This is a genomic window from Chryseobacterium sp. Leaf201, from assembly GCF_001421435.1.
Lineage (GTDB): Bacteria > Bacteroidota > Bacteroidia > Flavobacteriales > Weeksellaceae > Chryseobacterium.
This window is the reverse complement of record NZ_LMKA01000035.1, coordinates 1-16,160: the sequence shown is the minus strand read 5'-3', so window position 1 is coordinate 16,160 and position 16,160 is coordinate 1. Positions and strand designations below refer to the sequence as shown.

Below are 16,160 nucleotides of genomic sequence, written 5' to 3'. Positions count from 1 at the left end.
AACAGGATTGAAGCTTTTCTGTTTCAGATTCTCAATTTTTTAATAAATTTACAAAAACCAATTCTCAAAAATAGGTCAGAAAGCATCGGATAAACCGGCATTTATGAAAGATAAACATGAATATTATCCGTAATTCTTCCGATGTATTTAACCAACATTATTAGAAATGAACGATTTAGAACATAAAAAATTCCCGATCGGGAAATTTGAATATCCTGAAAATATCTGCGATATTAAGCTGGATGAATACATAAAAGTAATCCGGGATTTTCCGGGCAGGCTGAAAACGCTCATTGAAGATTTCAGCGAAGATCAGCTTGATACACAGTACAGGGAAGGCGGCTGGACGGTAAGGCAGGTCGTAAACCATCTTGCAGACAGCCACATCAACAGTTTTATCCGTTTTAAATTGGCCCTTACTGAAGATAATCCTACTATCAAGCCTTACAATGAAGCCAGATGGGCCGAACTCCAGGACAGCGCAAGCATGCCTGTAAAGCCTGCCCTGAAGATGCTGAAAGGAACACACCAGCGATGGGCAGCCTTATTGAAAACAATGACGAACAAACATTTTGAAAGAACCTTTCATCATCCTGAGCATAATAAAAATTATAACCTGAGAGCCTGCCTCGCCCTGTATGTGTGGCACTGCAACCATCATTTTGCCCATATCGAAAACCTGAAGAAAGAACAAGGCTGGTGAAAAAAAGTCTTCACAACCCGGTACATTTTGACGAAATTTTAGACAGGATCAATCAGTTATCTGAAAACTCATCTGGAAAATGGGGGAAAATGGATGTCTGCCAGATGTTGAGGCACTGCAGTTTCGTGCTTCAGGTACCTTTAAAAAAAATTGAGCTTCCGTCGGTTAATCCGCTGTTCAGTGCAATCGGTATCATTGCAAGAATTGAAATGCAGATTTTTAATAACGGAATTCCTAAAAATATGCCCACTTTTCGGAAACTTATCATTAATTTTGAGTGTGATTTTTATGAAGAAAAAGAAAACCTCCTGAAAATACTGGATGAATACAGGATGTGCTTAAAGAACAGTAATTTGCCTCACAGGCATGTGCTTTTCGGAAGAATGAAGAAGAAAGACTGGGGTTTTATGGAATACAAACACCTGGATCATCACCTAAAACAATTTAATGTATGAGTTTTTTTGACAAAATTTTTAGCGGAAAAGAAGACAGCGCGGATAAAAAGCCGATCTGGAACTATATTGAAAGTGAGGACGACCTTAAGAAAGCGGTTGAAAATTCCTTTCACCATAAAATAGGGATCTTTAAACATTCCACAAGCTGCTTTATCAGCAAAACGGTCCTGAAAAATTTTGAAAAGGAAATCAACGCTCTGGAAGAAAAACCTGAACTGTATTATCTTGACCTGTTGGCGAACAGAGCGATTTCAAATAAGATTTCGGCAGATTTCGGGATAAGGCATGAAAGCCCGCAGTTCCTGGTTATTGAGAAAGGAGAAGTGGTAAATGATGCTTCACACCAGCATATATCGGCAGATCAGATCGCATAATGAAAAATATTACCAATTATTTATCAAAGGTGCTTAATGTTCCTGTAGAAAAGGTGAACATGTGCACCCTGCAGTATGAAACGAAAAAAATTCAGAAAAACCAGTTTCTGCTGCAGTACGGTGAAATCTGCAGGTATATTTACTTTGTAGAAAAAGGATTGGTTAAAATGTATTCCATCGATAAAAACGGTAAGGAACATATTATCCAGTTTGCCCCGGAAAGCTGGCTGATTTCAGACAGGAGCAGCCTTTACTTCAATGAGAAATCCCTGTATTATATTGAAGCGGTGGAAGACTGTGAAATACTTTTGCTGCAGCCTGATTTCATCAATAAAATTATCGGGGAATTTCCCGACAGCCTTGAGAAAAGCGATATTTTAATCCAGAAGCATATCAAGAGTCTTCAGGACAGGATTAATTCCTTATTGGGCGAAACGGCAGAAGAGCGGTACATGAAGTTCATCAGGATGTATCCGGACCTTTTGCTTCGGGTTCCCCAATGGATGATTGCTTCCTACCTGGGAATTACCCCCGAAAGCCTGAGCCGGGTAAGGAAAGAACTGGCCAGGAAAAACTTTGTTCCGGACAGTAAATAATCCGGTATAATAATACATTTACATTATTATATTATCTTCAATAATTAATCACTTAAGTTGCCTATATGATAAGTCAGGTTTTTAAAGACCGGCTTTCATTTTCTAAGTAAAAGACACAATAAAATACTGCCAAGATACCATTTAAGCATATTCTGTTACATATTCGTAATAGAAGAGCCTGAATATTAAATGTGACTGAAATCATAAGCTTGTAATGTTTTTGTTATTTATATTTGGTGATCACACACCACTAAATATTAAGTTATGAAATTTGCATTATTCATCATGTCTCCCGGACTTCTCGTTCTGGGCTGCAAAAAAAACAAAATTCCCGATAAAGCGGCAGGTATTAATGACAGTATGATTGTTGCTCCGGCACCATCTGACACCATTCCTGATATAGACCACACCCGTGTTCATGATGCCGACACATTAAACGCCGTTAGAACAACTAAGTAAAGCACTGTTAGAATTTTCTGTTTTTATCTCTGATAAAAACGGGCAAGGTTATTTGTAGCATCTGTAGGACACAAGCGGTCAGGATACTCATTTCTAATGAAAATGATTGATTATTCAATTGATTAAGATAATTCTTTATTTTTATTTTAACTGCAAGTATAATCAGAAACCATAAATAATTCTAATTTATATACCACATTTAATTGTGAAATGAAAGCAAGGTCTGCAATTTGCATTTTACAGTTGAACAGTTACCTATTATCCTATTGCTACTGAGGATACTTTTTAAAACACTAACATTAAGAACAGTTAACATGGTTATTAAAGAAGAAATTTTGCAATCAGTAGGAGCAGTTACCCGAAGGTATAGGCCTTCCGAAATTATTTTCAATGAAGGAGATGTTCCCAATTATTATTATCAGATCGTTATCGGGGATGTAAAGCTTAACAATTACAATGATGAAGGAAAAGAAATTATTCAGACCCTTCTGGAAGACGGGCAAAGCATAGGAGAGTCCCTGCTTTTTATGGATAAGCCTTATCCTATTAACGCTATTGCACTAACCAACTGCACAATCCTGCGTCTTCCGAAAACCGTATTTTTTGATCTGCTGAAGCTTTACCCGGAAATTTGCCTGGATATGAACAAGTTGCTTTCACAGAGACTGTATTTTAAACTCATAATGGCACAGAACTTGTCGTCTCAAAACCCGACTGCTAAGCTTAAGGTATTGATGGATTATTTAAAAAGCTTTCAGAAAGAGCAGTCTCCGTATTCTTTCAGGATACCGCTGACGAGACAACAGATGGCCAGTCTCACGGGGCTTTGTGTAGAAACGGCCATCAGGACCATTAAACTAATGGAAAGAAATAAGATCGTAAAAATAGAGAATCGCAAGATTTTATATTAACCGGTTTCCATACCGAAATTTCAAGTTACATACCTATGAAAATAATAAGCTGCATGAATATTGATCCTGAACTTCTGTATTCTTACGGAGCAGAAGACCGGTACTATAAAACAGGAGAAATCATTTACCGGCAGGGAGATCACGCGGCCTATTATTACCAGATCATCAAAGGAAAGGTAAAGCAAAACCATTATGACGATGCAGGAAAGGAATTCATCCACAATATCCTGGGCGAAAATCAGAGTTTCGGTGAAGCAATGATTTTTTTAGAAGATTTTCATGTCATGAATGCGGTATGCCTTATGCAGGCGGAAATCATCAGGCTTCCTAAAAATGCTTTCCTTGAACTTCTGGAAGAAAATCCCAAAATCTCCTTACAGATGAATGCATGCCTTTCCCAAAGGCTGTATTTTAAGGCTATTATGCTGCAGAACATGTCTTCCCAGAATCCTGTACTGCGCCTCGAAGGCCTGCTGGATTATTTAAAAAGCTACCATAACGGAGATTGCGACCATTCCATGCATATAGAACTCACCAGGCAACAGCTGGCTAATCTTACAGGGCTGCGGGTAGAGACCGTTATCAGGACCCTGAAAAAGATGGAAGAACAGAGAAAATTACGGATACAGAACAGAAAAGTCTACTATTAAATCATTTGATATGATTTGAGTCATAAAAATGTGAATTATTATCGTGTAAATTTGAGTAAATAATCCATCCATATTCTTAAGCCTCAGTTGAGGAACTGTAAAAACGTTATAGCGTTTATACCATTTATTTTAATAAAACAGAGCCAACCTATTGCTGTCTAATACTAGTCACGGCCTGCAATAGACATAACTAATATTAACATAAAAACAGCTATGAACAGTAGTAATTTAAGAAATCATGGTTTAGAAGGAAATTCAAACTCCGGTTCCGGCAGAGGCAGATCAGGATTTGGAGGCAGACATAATTCATAATTCTTTTTCCATGATTGACTCTTTAACAAATTGTAAAGAGGTAATCTTTTAACCAAACACCTATTTCACATATGGCAACTAAAACATTAAACAACCAGGATCAGAAAGATACTCAGAATACAGATACACAGGCAGGCAATGTATCTTCTTCATCAGAGAACAATACGACACGGGTAGACAATGCAAAAGTAGACGGCAGTGATATGAAAAATGCTCCGCTTCATAAGTTCTTCGTTTCTGCCCTTAAAGATATTTATTTTGCAGAAAATGCAATCATCGAGGCTCTGAGTGAAATGCAGCAGGCCGCTACAACAGATGAATTAAAAGAAGCTTTTGAAGACCATCAGCTCCAGACCAGGAAACATGTGAGCCGTTTGGAAAAAGTTTTCAAACTGATTGATGAAACGCCGGAGCAGACAGAATGCAAAGCCATTAAAGGCATTATTGAAGAAGGCCAGGAAATCATTAAGTCTACGGAAGAAGGTTCCATGACGAGGGATGCTGCTCTTATCATTGCCGCACAAAAAGTAGAACACTACGAAATCGCTACCTATGGCGGACTGGCTCAGCTGGCCATTACCATGGGACACGATAAAGCTGCGGATCTTCTTGAAACAACACTTCAGGAAGAAGAAGACACAGACTATAATCTTACGGAAATTGCCGAAACCTTCATCAATTTTGATGCAGAACAGGAAGATTAATTTCCCATAATCTGAAGCCATATAGATAAGCTCTATATGGCTTCAGTTAAATAAATATATACTGGAAAACAGTAACCCGATTAACAACCACTTAAATTCTTTATAAAAGTGCACCATTAAGAATATTAAATTATGAAAGACCACCAACCAACGAATGAAAAGCTGGATCAGCTGAACTCTTACAAGACTTCCAACGACCAGGAAAAAATGACCACCAACCAGGGTCTGAAAGTGAACAATGATCAGGATACCCTGACAGCCGGAGACAGAGGCCCTTCACTTTTGGAAGACTTCATTTTCAGGGAAAAAATGACCCATTTCGACCACGAAAGAATCCCTGAAAGAGTAGTTCATGCAAGAGGCACCGGCGCGCACGGTGTTTTTAAAGTAACCAAAAGCCTGGCAAAATATACAAGAGCCAAGTTTCTGGCTGAAGAAGGAAAAGAAACACCGGTATTCGTAAGGTTTTCTACCGTAGCGGGAAACAAAGGAAGTACGGATCTCGCAAGGGACGTAAGAGGTTTTGCCGTTAAGTTCTACACAGACGAAGGTAATTATGACTTGGTAGCCAATAACATTCCGGTATTCTTTATCCAGGATCCTATTAAATTCCCGGATCTTGCCCATGCCGTAAAGCCGGAGCCGCACAACGAAATTCCGCAGGCACAGTCTGCCCATGATACTTTCTGGGATTTTATTTCCCTGATGCCGGAAAGCATGCACATGATTATGTGGTTGATGAGCGACAGATCAATCCCGAGAAGCTTCCGTATGATTGAAGGTTTTGGAGTCCATTCTTTTAAACTGATTAATGATGAAGGAAAAGTACATTTTGTAAAGTTCCATTTCAAGCCGAAATTAGGGGTACACTCCGTAGCCTGGGACGAGGCGCAGAGAATTTCTGGGGTAGATCCGGATTTCCACAGAAGAGACCTTTGGGAATCTATTGAAAACGGAATGTTCCCGGAATGGGATTTCGGTGTGCAGCTGATTCCTGAAGAAGATGAGCACAAATATGACTTTGATCTTCTTGACCCTACCAAGATTGTTCCTGAAGAGCTGGTTCCCGTAGAAATTGTAGGGACCCTGACCTTGAACAGAAACACAGATAACTTCTTTGCAGAAACGGAGCAGATTGCATTCCATCCGGGACATATTGTGCCGGGAATCGATTTTTCCAATGACCCATTGCTGCAGGGAAGGTTATTTTCCTATACCGATACCCAGCTGATAAGATTGGGCGGGCCTAATTTCCATGAAATTCCAATCAACAGATCTGTAAATACCGTACACAACAACCAGAGGGACGGATACATGAGACAGCAGATTGATAAAGGCAAAGTAAGTTATTCACCAAATTCCATAGGCGGAGGCTGCCCGTTCCAGGCCATGATGAACGAAGGAGGCTTTGTTTCCCAGGAATCCAGGGTTTCCGGAGCTAAAGTGAGACAGAGGAGCAAAAGTTTCGTAGATCATTATTCCCAGGCAAAACTGTTTTATAACAGCCAGTCTGCGCCGGAAAAACTGCACCTTCAGAACGCCTTGATTTTTGAATTGTCAAAAGTAACCATCCCGGCCATCAGAGAAAGAACCGTAAGCCAACTGGCATTTATTGATAAAGCACTGGCAGAGAAAGTTGCTAAAAAAGTAGGGGTTGAAGTTAAAAAACTGGAATTCCCGAACCAGAGCCTGCCGGCAGACTGTGATCCGCTGGATCTTCAGAGCGAGGAAAGAGAACCGGATACCAAATTCTCTGAGGCCTTAAGTATGAAAAATACGGCTAAGGATTCTATCATGGGAAGAAAAATCGGATTCATTACTGCGGATGGTGCTGATGCATCAGCCATCAGTGCACTGAAAGCCAAACTGGAAGCCGGAAATGCCGTTGTTGAAATTATCGGAACCAGTTTATCACCGGTTACCGTAAGCGATGGTTCTTCATTAATCCCGAAACATTCCCTGACCAGTACGGCAAGTGTATGTTTTGATGCGCTGTATATCAGCGCCGGAGAAGATTCCACCAAAGAGCTTTTAACACCGGAACATAAACATCTGGTACTGAATTTCATCAATGAAGCCTATAAGCACTGTAAGGCAATCAATTTCGGAGAAGGGACGGAACCTCTTTATATGAACAGCAATGTCGGTGCGAAAAAACATATTGATCCTGCCATTATTACATCAGAAGACAGTGATGCAGCCGTAAAATTTATTCAGGCCATTGCCAACCACAGGGTCTGGGATCTTGAACTGGAGCGAAATGCCCGGGATTAAGAATTAATAAAATCAGTCATTCATTCACACCACACAAAATATTATAATTATGAGAGCAGCAGTTATTCACGGACCGGGTATCATCAAATGTGATACCGTAGATGATCCCATCATCAAAGAATCAACAGATGTTATATTGAAAGTCACTTCCACAGCAATCTGTGGGAGTGACCTTCATATGTATTCTGGAGGAATCCCACAGGCACGTCCCATGGTTATGGGACATGAGTTTATGGGAATTGTAGAGGAAGTAGGACAGCGCATTACCAATTTGAAAGTTGGTGACCGCGTGGTAGTTCCTTTCCCGATTTCCTGCGGAAGCTGTTTTTTCTGCCAGCATGACCTTCCTACTGCCTGCGAACACAGCAACCCGGAGCATTACGGCCCGGAAGGCGGAATCGTAACCGAGAAAGGGGGAGCACTGTTTGGCTATTCAGACCTTTACGGAGGCTATGACGGCGGACAGGCTCAGTATGTAAGGGTGCCTTACGCAAACATCGGACCCCGAAAAGTGCCGGATAACCTTACCGATGAACAGGTGCTGTTCCTTACCGATATTTTCCCGACCGGCTACACAGGCGTCATGTGGGGAAACCTGAAAGGAGGGGAAACTGTTGCTATTTTCGGAGCAGGACCCGTAGGTTCAATGTCAGCAAAAAGCGCGATCCTTCATAATGCCAAAAAAGTAATTGTTGTAGATACTCAGCAGTACAGGCTGGATCAGATTAAAAAACTGACCGGCTGCGATACTATTTTATGGGAAAACGGCGAAGACGTTATCGAGCAGATCAGGGAAATGACAGACGGCCGTGGCGCAGATCTCTGTATTGAAGCCGTAGGTTTTGAACCGGACCGTAATTTACTGGACCGTGCAAAAGCAGTGATCAACTTTGAAAAAGGATCCGTAAAAGTTCTTGAAGCCTGTATGAGTGCGGTAAGACGCGGCGGAATTGTTTCCATTTTAGGCGTTTATCCCGTAAATTATGATAATTTCAAACTTGGACAGATTTTTGATAAAGGAATTACTATAAAGGCAGGCCAGTGCAACGTTCATGCGATTATTGATCAGTTAATGGACCATGTTCAGAGCGGGCGCGTAACACTGGACGATATTATTACCCACCGTCTTTCTCTGGAAGATGTTTCCAAAGGTTATCAGATTTTTGATAAGAAAGAAGACGGATGCGTTAAAGTAGTCCTCGATCCGTGGAAAACATCACAATTTTAAGATTATAAAATACACACACAACACCAAATATTATAATTATGGAATTTCAAAAAAGTCTTCTCGAGTATATCAGCCAGTCTCTTATGACTGCTGATGAGACCATTGCCATAGCGGAAAGCGTTACTTCCGGATGCCTGCAGCTTGCTTTTTCACAAATGCCCAATGCCTCGCTTTTCTATAAAGGCGGGTTGACGACCTACACCATGCAGGAGAAAGTAAAGCTTCTGAAAGTAGATGCCCATGAAGCTGAAGAATGCGACTGTGTATCTGAAAATATTGCCGAAACAATGGCACTGAATGTGTCCAGGCTATTTGAATCTGACTGGGCGATTGCCACTACAGGCTACTGCACGCCGATCAGGAATTCATCCTATAAAATCTACGCTTATTTCTCTTTTGCCTATAAAGGGGAAATCGTAATGACCAAAAAGCTGGAACTGCACCCTAAAACACAGGCGTTGAATGCACAGCTGTATTACACCGAATTTATTTTAGGATGTTTCAAGAGTGAAATTAACCAGTTGATGATTTTAAAATAATTAGATATGGATCGTAAAAATCAATATGCTCTGATTACCGGAGCAAGTAGCGGTATTGGTTATGAACTGTCTAAACAGTTTGCTAAAAACGGGTACGACCTCGTTATGGTGGCCAGAAACCACGATGAGCTGAAAGCGAAAGCCGATGAATTTAAAAGCTATGGCATCAATGTCATTACAATGGCAAAAAACCTGTTTACCCAGGATGATGTGTATTCACTGTATTCTGAACTGCAGTTAAACGGCATTAGCCCGGAGATCCTGGTAAATGATGCAGGGCAGGGCCTCTACGGAAAATTTCAGGATACGGATATCCATCGTGAGGTAGATATCGTTAACCTTAATATCGTTTCAGTCATCATACTGACCAAGCTTTTCCTGAAAGACCGCTTATCTAAAGGATCAGGGAAAATCCTGAATCTGGCTTCCATAGCCAGCAAATCTCCGGGCCCTTGGCATTCCGTATATCACGGTACAAAAGCCTTTATCTTATCGTGGTCTGAAGCCATCCGCGAAGAGCTGAAGGATTCCGGCATTACGGTAACGGCACTTCTGCCCGGACCAACAGATACGGATTTCTTCAACAAAGCCGATATGAATGAAAGTAAGATCCTGGATGACAAAGACAACCTTTCTTCACCGGAAGAAGTAGCTATTGACGGATACAATGCGCTTATGAACGGGGATGATAAGGTAATCTCAGGATTAAAAAATAAAGTAAATGTAGCCATGTCCAATATGTCTACAGACAGCATGGCAGCGCATAATATGTCTGAAATGCAGAAACCGAAAGACGAGAATTAAGTTTTTATGAAGAAATTGAAATTAGAAAATAAATCTGTCCTTATTACGGGTGCCGACAGTGGAATAGGGAAGGCCGTTGCCTTACTGTTTGCTGAAGAAGGAGCCAATGTGGCCATTATCTATCATTCCGATGAAGAAAGTGCCCGGAAAACAAAATCAGAAATCGAGGAACTGGGAAGGAAATCAGTTATATTCCAAGGAGATGTGAGTGATTCCGGATTCTGTAAAGAAGTAACTGAAAAAGTGGCTTCTGAATTCGGAGGTATTGATATCCTGGTGAATAATGCCGGTACCCAGTTCCCTTCAGAAAATATTGAGGATCTTGAAGAAGAAAATATCAGGACTACCTTCAATTCCAATATCATCGGAATGATTCTTCTCACGAAAGCCGTATTCCATTATCTGAAACAGGGTAATTCTGTTATTAATACCACATCTGCCGCCGCTTATCAGGGCCATCCCGAACTGCTGGACTATTCTGCAACCAAAGGCGCTATTGTTTCCTTTACGCGTTCACTGGCCCTCCAGGCAAAACCGAAAGGGATCCGGGTTAATGCGGTGGCGCCGGGACCTGTCTTTACGCCTCTGACAGAAGAAACCTTCGGGGATACAGAAGATGACCCGAACAAACCGCCTTTTGAAAGAAAAGCAACCCCTGAAGAAGTGGCATCAAGCTTCCTGTTTCTGGCCAGCGATGATGCAGCCCAGATTACAGGGCAGGTGCTCCATCCCAACGGCGGATTAATTGTTAACGGATAAAAAACAGAAATAAACTATGAAAACTACTGCTTTAATTCTTGGGATTCTAAGCCTTTTTACATTTTCATCATGCAAGTGCGATTTTGATGAAGACGAGGCAGAAAACAAATACGATAAAGAAAAAACAGTCAGCAATGGCAGATACACCAACAGCATTGCACAGAATGATACGTTACGTGTAAAATAAATTTAACAATAAACGATAATTATGTACAGAGACGGAGCAAGAAAAAGTATTTGGCAGGAAGAAATCCGGAGGTTTTCTTCAGACGCTGACCTTAATCAGATCTTTGATGTGGCCATAGCAGGAGGTGGGATCACCGGTATTTCAACTGCTTTAAAACTGCAGCAGTCCGGAAAAAAATGTATCCTTCTGGAAGCTTCAAACATCGGTTTCGGAACCACAGGCGGAACCACAGCACATCTGAATAATTTTTTTGACACCACCTATGACCAGGCAATCAGTGATTTCGGACTGGATAACGCCAAATTGCTGTCCGAAGTAGGTAAAGAAGCCATAGGCATTATAGAAAACAACATCCGCAGCTTTAATATCGACTGTGATTTTGAAGCAAAAAACGCGTATCTCTTTGCACTTGATGAACAGCAGCAGAAACAGCTGAAAAAAATTGTGGACGGCGCTTCACAAGTAGGTATCGAAATGAATTATACCGAAGAGATCCCTTTCCCGATTCCTTTCAAAGAAGCGGTGATAATCCCGGGCCAGGCCCAGTTTCATCCGATAAAATATATCAAGGCACTGTGTGAAGCATTCCAGAGCTTAGGCGGAATCATTCAGGAAGACTGCCTGTGTGAGAGCCATGATGAACAGGAAGAGGCTGTTGTCCTGAAAACTTCCAAAGGGGAAATCCGTGCGCAACATGTTGTATATGCTACCCATATCCCGCCCGGACTGAGCATCCTTCATACCACCAATGCGCCTTACCGGAGCTATGCCATAGCCTTCAGTTTAAAAGACAATACCTACCCGAGAGAACTGGGATATGATCTTACGGAACCTTACCATTATTATAGAATCCAGCAGATTGACGGTGAAGATCTTCTGATTGCAGGAGGCGAAGACCATAAAACCGGACATGAGGAAGATACGGGAGAATGTTTTTCAAAACTTGAGAATTATGTACGCAGGTATTTTAATGTAGATACAGCACGGTACAGCTGGTCCAGCCAGTATTATGAGCCCGTAGACGGCTTTCCGTACATCGGAAAACTTCCTGCAAGCAAAGGAAAAATATTTACCGCTACCGGCTTCAGCGGAAACGGAATGATCTTCGGGACTATTTCTTCACAGATTATTACGGATCTTATTGTAACGGGAAGCAGCAGATACGAAAAAATATTCAGCCCTTCCAGGATAAAACCGATCGCAGGCTTTACCGAATTTGTAAAGGAAAACGCCGTTGTTGCCTATGATTTTATCAAGGATAAGCTTTTTGCAGAAAAAATAACTTCTTTAGCAGAAGTAAAAGAAGGGAAGGCAAAAGTGGTAAAATATGAAGGTGATTCTTATGCGATGTACAAAGAAACCAACGGCAAGATGCATCTGGTGAAAAGTACCTGTCCGCACGCTTTATGCGAAGTGCGGTGGAACAGTGCCGAACTTTCGTGGGACTGCCCATGCCACGGATCAAGATTTAACGTAAACGGAAAACTGCTTACAGGGCCGACGGTTAAAGATCTTCCGAGAATAGAATCTGAGCTGTAAGATATGTCTAAAAAAGGATTTTTATACCGGAACAGTCTGGGTATTGTTGTGATCACCATGATGCTTGTATGCCTTACAGGGCAGTTTATCACAGGCTGGAACACACACAATGCCGAACTGGCTGAACACGGTAAAGCGCTGCTGAGTGCAGGACAATATTTTCAAAGCGGACATTTTATACAGGCAACTTTTGAAAACTGGGAAAGCGAATTCCTGCAGATGATGCTGTATGTCCTGTTAACCGTATCCTTGAGGCAGAAAGGATCCAGCGAATCCAAATCCATGGATGGGAAAGAAGATGTTGACCGGGAGCCGGTGCCGCATCCTGATGCTCCGTGGCCGGTAAAAAAAGGAGGCATCTGGCTGAAAATATACCAGCACTCTCTGTCGCTGGCTTTCGGATTTCTGTTTCTCCTCTCGTTTGTACTGCATTTTTACGGAAGCCTTAAAGATTTTAATGAAGAACAGATGGCAAAGAACAAACCCCTGACAACGGCAGTTCATTATATCTCTGATTCGAGGTTCTGGTTTGAATCTTTTCAGAACTGGCAGAGTGAATTTCTGGCGGTTGCTTCTATTGTCATTCTTTCCATCTGGCTCCGTGAGAAGGGTTCACCGGAATCCAAGCCTGTGGATATGCCCCATAAAGAAACACCTTAGTTTATTATATTCCCTCATTCATTCAATTACAATGTACAGAAAAGAGACTGCCTTTATTAAGACAGTCTCTTTTATTTATGATCGGTTGTTTATTATCTGATTGCTATTTCGGAATTAAATCTTGGCATTTCCTTCAACACCGTCAGAATTATCGGTAGTATTTCCCGTAACTGCTGCTGCTACAAAAGTGAAAAGGCTTACCAGTTTTCCTACTTTCGTATCCCAGTAATAAGAATCCTGCGGCTCTACACGGATGATGGAAACATTAGGATCGTCTTTTCCGTTTTCAAACCATGCTTTTGCCATAGGAGACCATTTATCTTCAATGGTTGAACGGTCTTTGTAAATGGTTGCATTTCCGGATACAGAAAGGTACTGGTAATCACTGTTGTTCATGAAAAACAGCTGTACTCTTTTGTCGTCTTTAATTTCAAAATTCTTATTGCTCGTATCACTGCTGATAAACCACAGGTTTCCTTCATCATCCGTTTCCTGTAAAGACATCGGGCGCGAATTGATAGGATATTTATCCAGCTCGGTACAGAACATACATATTTTTGCACTTTCTGATAAATCCTTGATTTTTTTGATAGCATCCTGATGCGTAAGATTTTCTGTTGACATAATATTTATATTTTAGTGATTAATTTCTAATGGTAGAGAATGAATTACTCTTTCTTATTCAAAAATCCGACCATAATTAAATACCACGGGAAAAATTACAGCCAAACACCTGATGCAGGCGGTACAGGTACTTCAGCGTATAATTAAAATTTAAAAGAATCATGATGTAACGATTAAAGAGACAACACGTATATCAACTGTTTAGGCATTAATGCGTACCGGCCTCAGACATATTTAAATGGAAGCTTTTCTGCAGATCGCTCCAGGCACCGCCGTTATGAACATTTTTAAAACCTTTCTCCTTTAAAATATTTTCAGCTTTCACACTTCTCAGTCCGTGCGAGCAGACGGTAATGTAGGTTTTCTCCGGATCAAGTTCCGTATATCTTTCCCTGATGGTTCCGAGAGAAATGTTTTCCGAACCCAGAATATGTCCGGTTTCATATTCTCTCTCCGTTCTTACATCAAGAATAACCGCTCCGTTTTTTATCAGTAAATCCAGGCCGTTATCCAGCGTCTGGTATCGGTATATTCTGTATGCTACATACACCGCGAGAATCATCCCGCAAAAAATGAGTATATTTTTCATAGCCTGCTTAAAATTTTCCAGTCAATATAGAACGTCCCGAACGGGATCATGCACGCCAGAAGTACTTTCCAGGTAGTTTCCTTAAACTTCCAATTCTGTTCAACGCCTACACTGAGTGTATTGAATAAAAAGAGCAGGAACAGTGCACCGTGGACCGGTCCCATTACTTTGACAAAAGCAGGATTGTCCATCATATGCTTCATCGGGACTGCTATAAATACCAGGGTTAATAACGAAATGCCTTCAAGGATCGCAATGATCCTCAGTCTTCCGATACCGGTTTTTAATAAATTCATCATCATTATCTGAAATAAGGTCTGTTGGCAAAAGGGGAGAACGGCCACGGAATGGCTATGAAAATAAGAACCAGAGCCATACTGTACCAGATCAGCATGGTTTTAAACCTGTCCCTGTCTGAAGTTTTCCTTTTAGCAGCTGATGATCCTATGGTAATCAGAACAATTGAAAACAGCATCAGGAAAATATGAATCATGCCGAAAAACAATAAGTCAAAAGATGCTTTAGCTGTATTGAAGTTTTTCCAGAAGTAGCTTATAATTGGACTTTGGGAATATAAAACGATGCCTAGTACCATCTGGATATGGGCAATGGTTGCCGTCCAGTGCCTTACGGAATCATCTGTTGCTGAAAATATTTTACCTGAACAGTATCCTTTATAAGCCCGGAACACCGAATAAAAAAGACTCAGTAAAACCAGCCAGCGGAAAACAGAGTGGAGGAAAGTAAGCGTCTGATACATAAAACAAATTTTACAATGCAGCAAAGGTATAATAAAAACATACTAATTGGTATTTTTTTAATGAAAAAAATTATTGAATGCTTTTAAAATAAGACTTAAGTCCTTTTAAATAAATAAGATAAACCGATTTTGAATTTTCAAGCTTCCCTAAATTTCTTACGCCCCAATAGCCGGATATGACAAAAACAGCGATTTCCTTTGCGTTCACTTCTGCCCGGATCCGGCCATCCTGCTTACCCTTTTCAATCGCGGCAATCATAGACGATTCCCACTGTAACGAAAGATCATTCAGAACCTTGGTAAACTCCGTGTTCCAGGGAGCCATTTCCTGCGTGAAATTAGAGGCAGGGCAGCCGTATTCAACTTTCAGGGCATCATTTTCCATAAGCAGGCTGTATACTAAATTGTAGATGGTATCCAGCGGATTGCTGTCATCCTGAAAGGGTTCGATAAAAGAACTTTTCATCATCGGTTTCATCAGCTCATTGATAATCGCAAGGCCCATTTCATCTTTTGTCTTAAAGTGGTAGTAAAAAGCACCTTTCGTCACCTGGGTAGTCGCAATAATCTCATCGATACTGGTATTCCGATACCCTTTGGTATAGATCAGCTCAAATGCTTTCTGGAGAATATTCAGACGGGTGGCTTCCGATTTTTTCATGATAAAAAATTGACTGTACAAAGGAACAATTTTTAATTAAGAACTGCAATCAGCTTTCTGTTCTTACTGCTGAATTTCGTCAGACACAACCGTCCCAAAAGATAAAACCAATACAGCAGCTCGTTTCATTTCACTAACCGGTTAAACATGATTTATTGCTAAATAGATCAGTATAAAATTTTAATATCCAAAATATCCCATGCCAGTGATGTAGTGAATTATCTATAAACGTGTAGCGAAATCACTACAAACCTGAAAATCTTTTTTTTTGAGAAACCTTTTAAATTTGCTGCAGTTGTTAAATATGATAAAAATAAAATAACATCAGTATCAATTTAATGTTAATAAGTATTTTAATCATTTTAATATTAA

Annotated in this window: 21 protein-coding genes; 16 read left to right on the top strand and 5 right to left on the bottom strand. The window is 40.7% G+C overall.

Translation table 11 applies throughout. From position 1 onward, the window contains the following. Window positions 1–166 precede the first annotated feature (166 nt). The 16 genes from ASE55_RS03385 to ASE55_RS03315 all read left to right on the top strand — a co-directional run bounded on the left by ASE55_RS03385 (window position 167) and on the right by ASE55_RS03315 (window position 13,154). Window positions 167–703: a YfiT family bacillithiol transferase gene (locus ASE55_RS03385; protein WP_056215565.1), complete on the top strand. Its 537-nt coding sequence runs from the start codon at window positions 167–169 to the stop codon at window positions 701–703. Further along, a complete protein-coding gene (locus ASE55_RS03380; RefSeq protein WP_238584982.1) occupies window positions 700–1,158 on the top strand; it encodes a DUF1569 domain-containing protein in 459 nt (152 codons plus the stop codon). Before ASE55_RS03385 ends, ASE55_RS03380 begins: the two co-directional genes overlap by 4 nt. After that, a complete protein-coding gene (gene ytxJ, locus ASE55_RS03375) occupies window positions 1,155–1,532 on the top strand; it encodes a bacillithiol system redox-active protein YtxJ (protein ID WP_056215562.1) in 378 nt (125 codons plus the stop codon). Before ASE55_RS03380 ends, ytxJ begins: the two co-directional genes overlap by 4 nt. Further along, window positions 1,532–2,128 carry a Crp/Fnr family transcriptional regulator gene (locus tag ASE55_RS03370; RefSeq protein WP_056215559.1) on the top strand — a complete coding sequence of 199 codons (597 nt, stop codon included), beginning with the start codon at window positions 1,532–1,534 and terminating at the stop codon, window positions 2,126–2,128. The genes ytxJ and ASE55_RS03370 overlap by 1 nt, the downstream gene beginning before the upstream one ends. A gap of 264 nt (window positions 2,129–2,392) precedes the next feature. Next, window positions 2,393–2,587 carry a hypothetical protein gene (locus tag ASE55_RS03365; protein WP_056215556.1) on the top strand — a complete coding sequence of 65 codons (195 nt, stop codon included), beginning with the start codon at window positions 2,393–2,395 and terminating at the stop codon, window positions 2,585–2,587. 314 nt (window positions 2,588–2,901) lie between these two features. Next, complete coding sequence (locus tag ASE55_RS03360) at window positions 2,902–3,498, top strand: Crp/Fnr family transcriptional regulator (protein ID WP_056215554.1); 597 nt, start codon at window positions 2,902–2,904, stop codon at window positions 3,496–3,498. Between the two features lie 35 nt (window positions 3,499–3,533). Beyond that, the gene (locus ASE55_RS03355) at window positions 3,534–4,148 is read left to right on the top strand and encodes a Crp/Fnr family transcriptional regulator (protein WP_238584981.1); all 615 of its coding nucleotides are present in this window, start codon (window positions 3,534–3,536) and stop codon (window positions 4,146–4,148) included. Between the two features lie 383 nt (window positions 4,149–4,531). After that, complete coding sequence (locus tag ASE55_RS03350; RefSeq protein ID WP_082474330.1) at window positions 4,532–5,164, top strand: ferritin-like domain-containing protein; 633 nt, start codon at window positions 4,532–4,534, stop codon at window positions 5,162–5,164. Window positions 5,165–5,296: 132 nt separating this feature from the next. After that, the gene (locus tag ASE55_RS03345) at window positions 5,297–7,438 is read left to right on the top strand and encodes a catalase (RefSeq protein WP_056215548.1); all 2,142 of its coding nucleotides are present in this window, start codon (window positions 5,297–5,299) and stop codon (window positions 7,436–7,438) included. Between the two features lie 49 nt (window positions 7,439–7,487). Beyond that, complete coding sequence (locus ASE55_RS03340; RefSeq protein ID WP_056215546.1) at window positions 7,488–8,666, top strand: zinc-dependent alcohol dehydrogenase; 1,179 nt, start codon at window positions 7,488–7,490, stop codon at window positions 8,664–8,666. A 38-nt stretch (window positions 8,667–8,704) separates the two neighbouring features. After that, window positions 8,705–9,205, top strand: a complete 501-nt coding sequence (locus ASE55_RS03335; protein ID WP_056215543.1) for a CinA family protein — start codon at window positions 8,705–8,707, stop codon at window positions 9,203–9,205. A gap of 6 nt (window positions 9,206–9,211) precedes the next feature. Beyond that, entirely contained in the window at window positions 9,212–10,009 is a 798-nt protein-coding gene (locus ASE55_RS03330) for an SDR family NAD(P)-dependent oxidoreductase (protein WP_056215541.1), read from the top strand. A gap of 6 nt (window positions 10,010–10,015) precedes the next feature. Next, window positions 10,016–10,768 carry an SDR family oxidoreductase gene (locus tag ASE55_RS03325; protein WP_056215538.1) on the top strand — a complete coding sequence of 251 codons (753 nt, stop codon included), beginning with the start codon at window positions 10,016–10,018 and terminating at the stop codon, window positions 10,766–10,768. Between the two features lie 16 nt (window positions 10,769–10,784). Then, entirely contained in the window at window positions 10,785–10,955 is a 171-nt protein-coding gene (locus ASE55_RS20240) for a hypothetical protein (RefSeq protein ID WP_157844624.1), read from the top strand. A gap of 21 nt (window positions 10,956–10,976) precedes the next feature. Then, window positions 10,977–12,494 carry an FAD-dependent oxidoreductase gene (locus ASE55_RS03320; RefSeq protein WP_056215536.1) on the top strand — a complete coding sequence of 506 codons (1,518 nt, stop codon included), beginning with the start codon at window positions 10,977–10,979 and terminating at the stop codon, window positions 12,492–12,494. Between the two features lie 3 nt (window positions 12,495–12,497). Continuing rightward, window positions 12,498–13,154 (top strand): DUF6766 family protein, encoded by a 657-nt coding sequence (locus ASE55_RS03315; RefSeq protein ID WP_056215534.1) that lies wholly within the window; start codon window positions 12,498–12,500, stop codon window positions 13,152–13,154. Window positions 13,155–13,268: 114 nt separating this feature from the next. On the opposite strand, the gene ASE55_RS03310 is transcribed toward ASE55_RS03315, so the two are convergent. The 5 genes from ASE55_RS03310 to ASE55_RS03290 all read right to left on the bottom strand — a co-directional run bounded on the left by ASE55_RS03310 (window position 13,269) and on the right by ASE55_RS03290 (window position 15,788). Next, window positions 13,269–13,778, bottom strand: coding sequence for a pyridoxamine 5'-phosphate oxidase family protein (locus ASE55_RS03310; RefSeq protein ID WP_056215533.1), 510 nt, complete (start codon window positions 13,776–13,778; stop codon window positions 13,269–13,271). Window positions 13,779–13,986: 208 nt separating this feature from the next. Next, a complete protein-coding gene (locus tag ASE55_RS03305; protein WP_056215531.1) occupies window positions 13,987–14,367 on the bottom strand; it encodes a rhodanese-like domain-containing protein in 381 nt (126 codons plus the stop codon). Then, window positions 14,364–14,663: a DUF3817 domain-containing protein gene (locus ASE55_RS03300; protein ID WP_238584980.1), complete on the bottom strand. Its 300-nt coding sequence runs from the start codon at window positions 14,661–14,663 to the stop codon at window positions 14,364–14,366. Before ASE55_RS03300 ends, ASE55_RS03305 begins: the two co-directional genes overlap by 4 nt. Window positions 14,664–14,668: 5 nt before the next feature. Continuing rightward, entirely contained in the window at window positions 14,669–15,127 is a 459-nt protein-coding gene (locus ASE55_RS03295; RefSeq protein WP_056215529.1) for a hypothetical protein, read from the bottom strand. Between the two features lie 70 nt (window positions 15,128–15,197). Beyond that, window positions 15,198–15,788, bottom strand: coding sequence for a TetR/AcrR family transcriptional regulator (locus ASE55_RS03290; RefSeq protein ID WP_056215526.1), 591 nt, complete (start codon window positions 15,786–15,788; stop codon window positions 15,198–15,200). Between the last annotated feature and the right edge of the window lie 372 nt (window positions 15,789–16,160).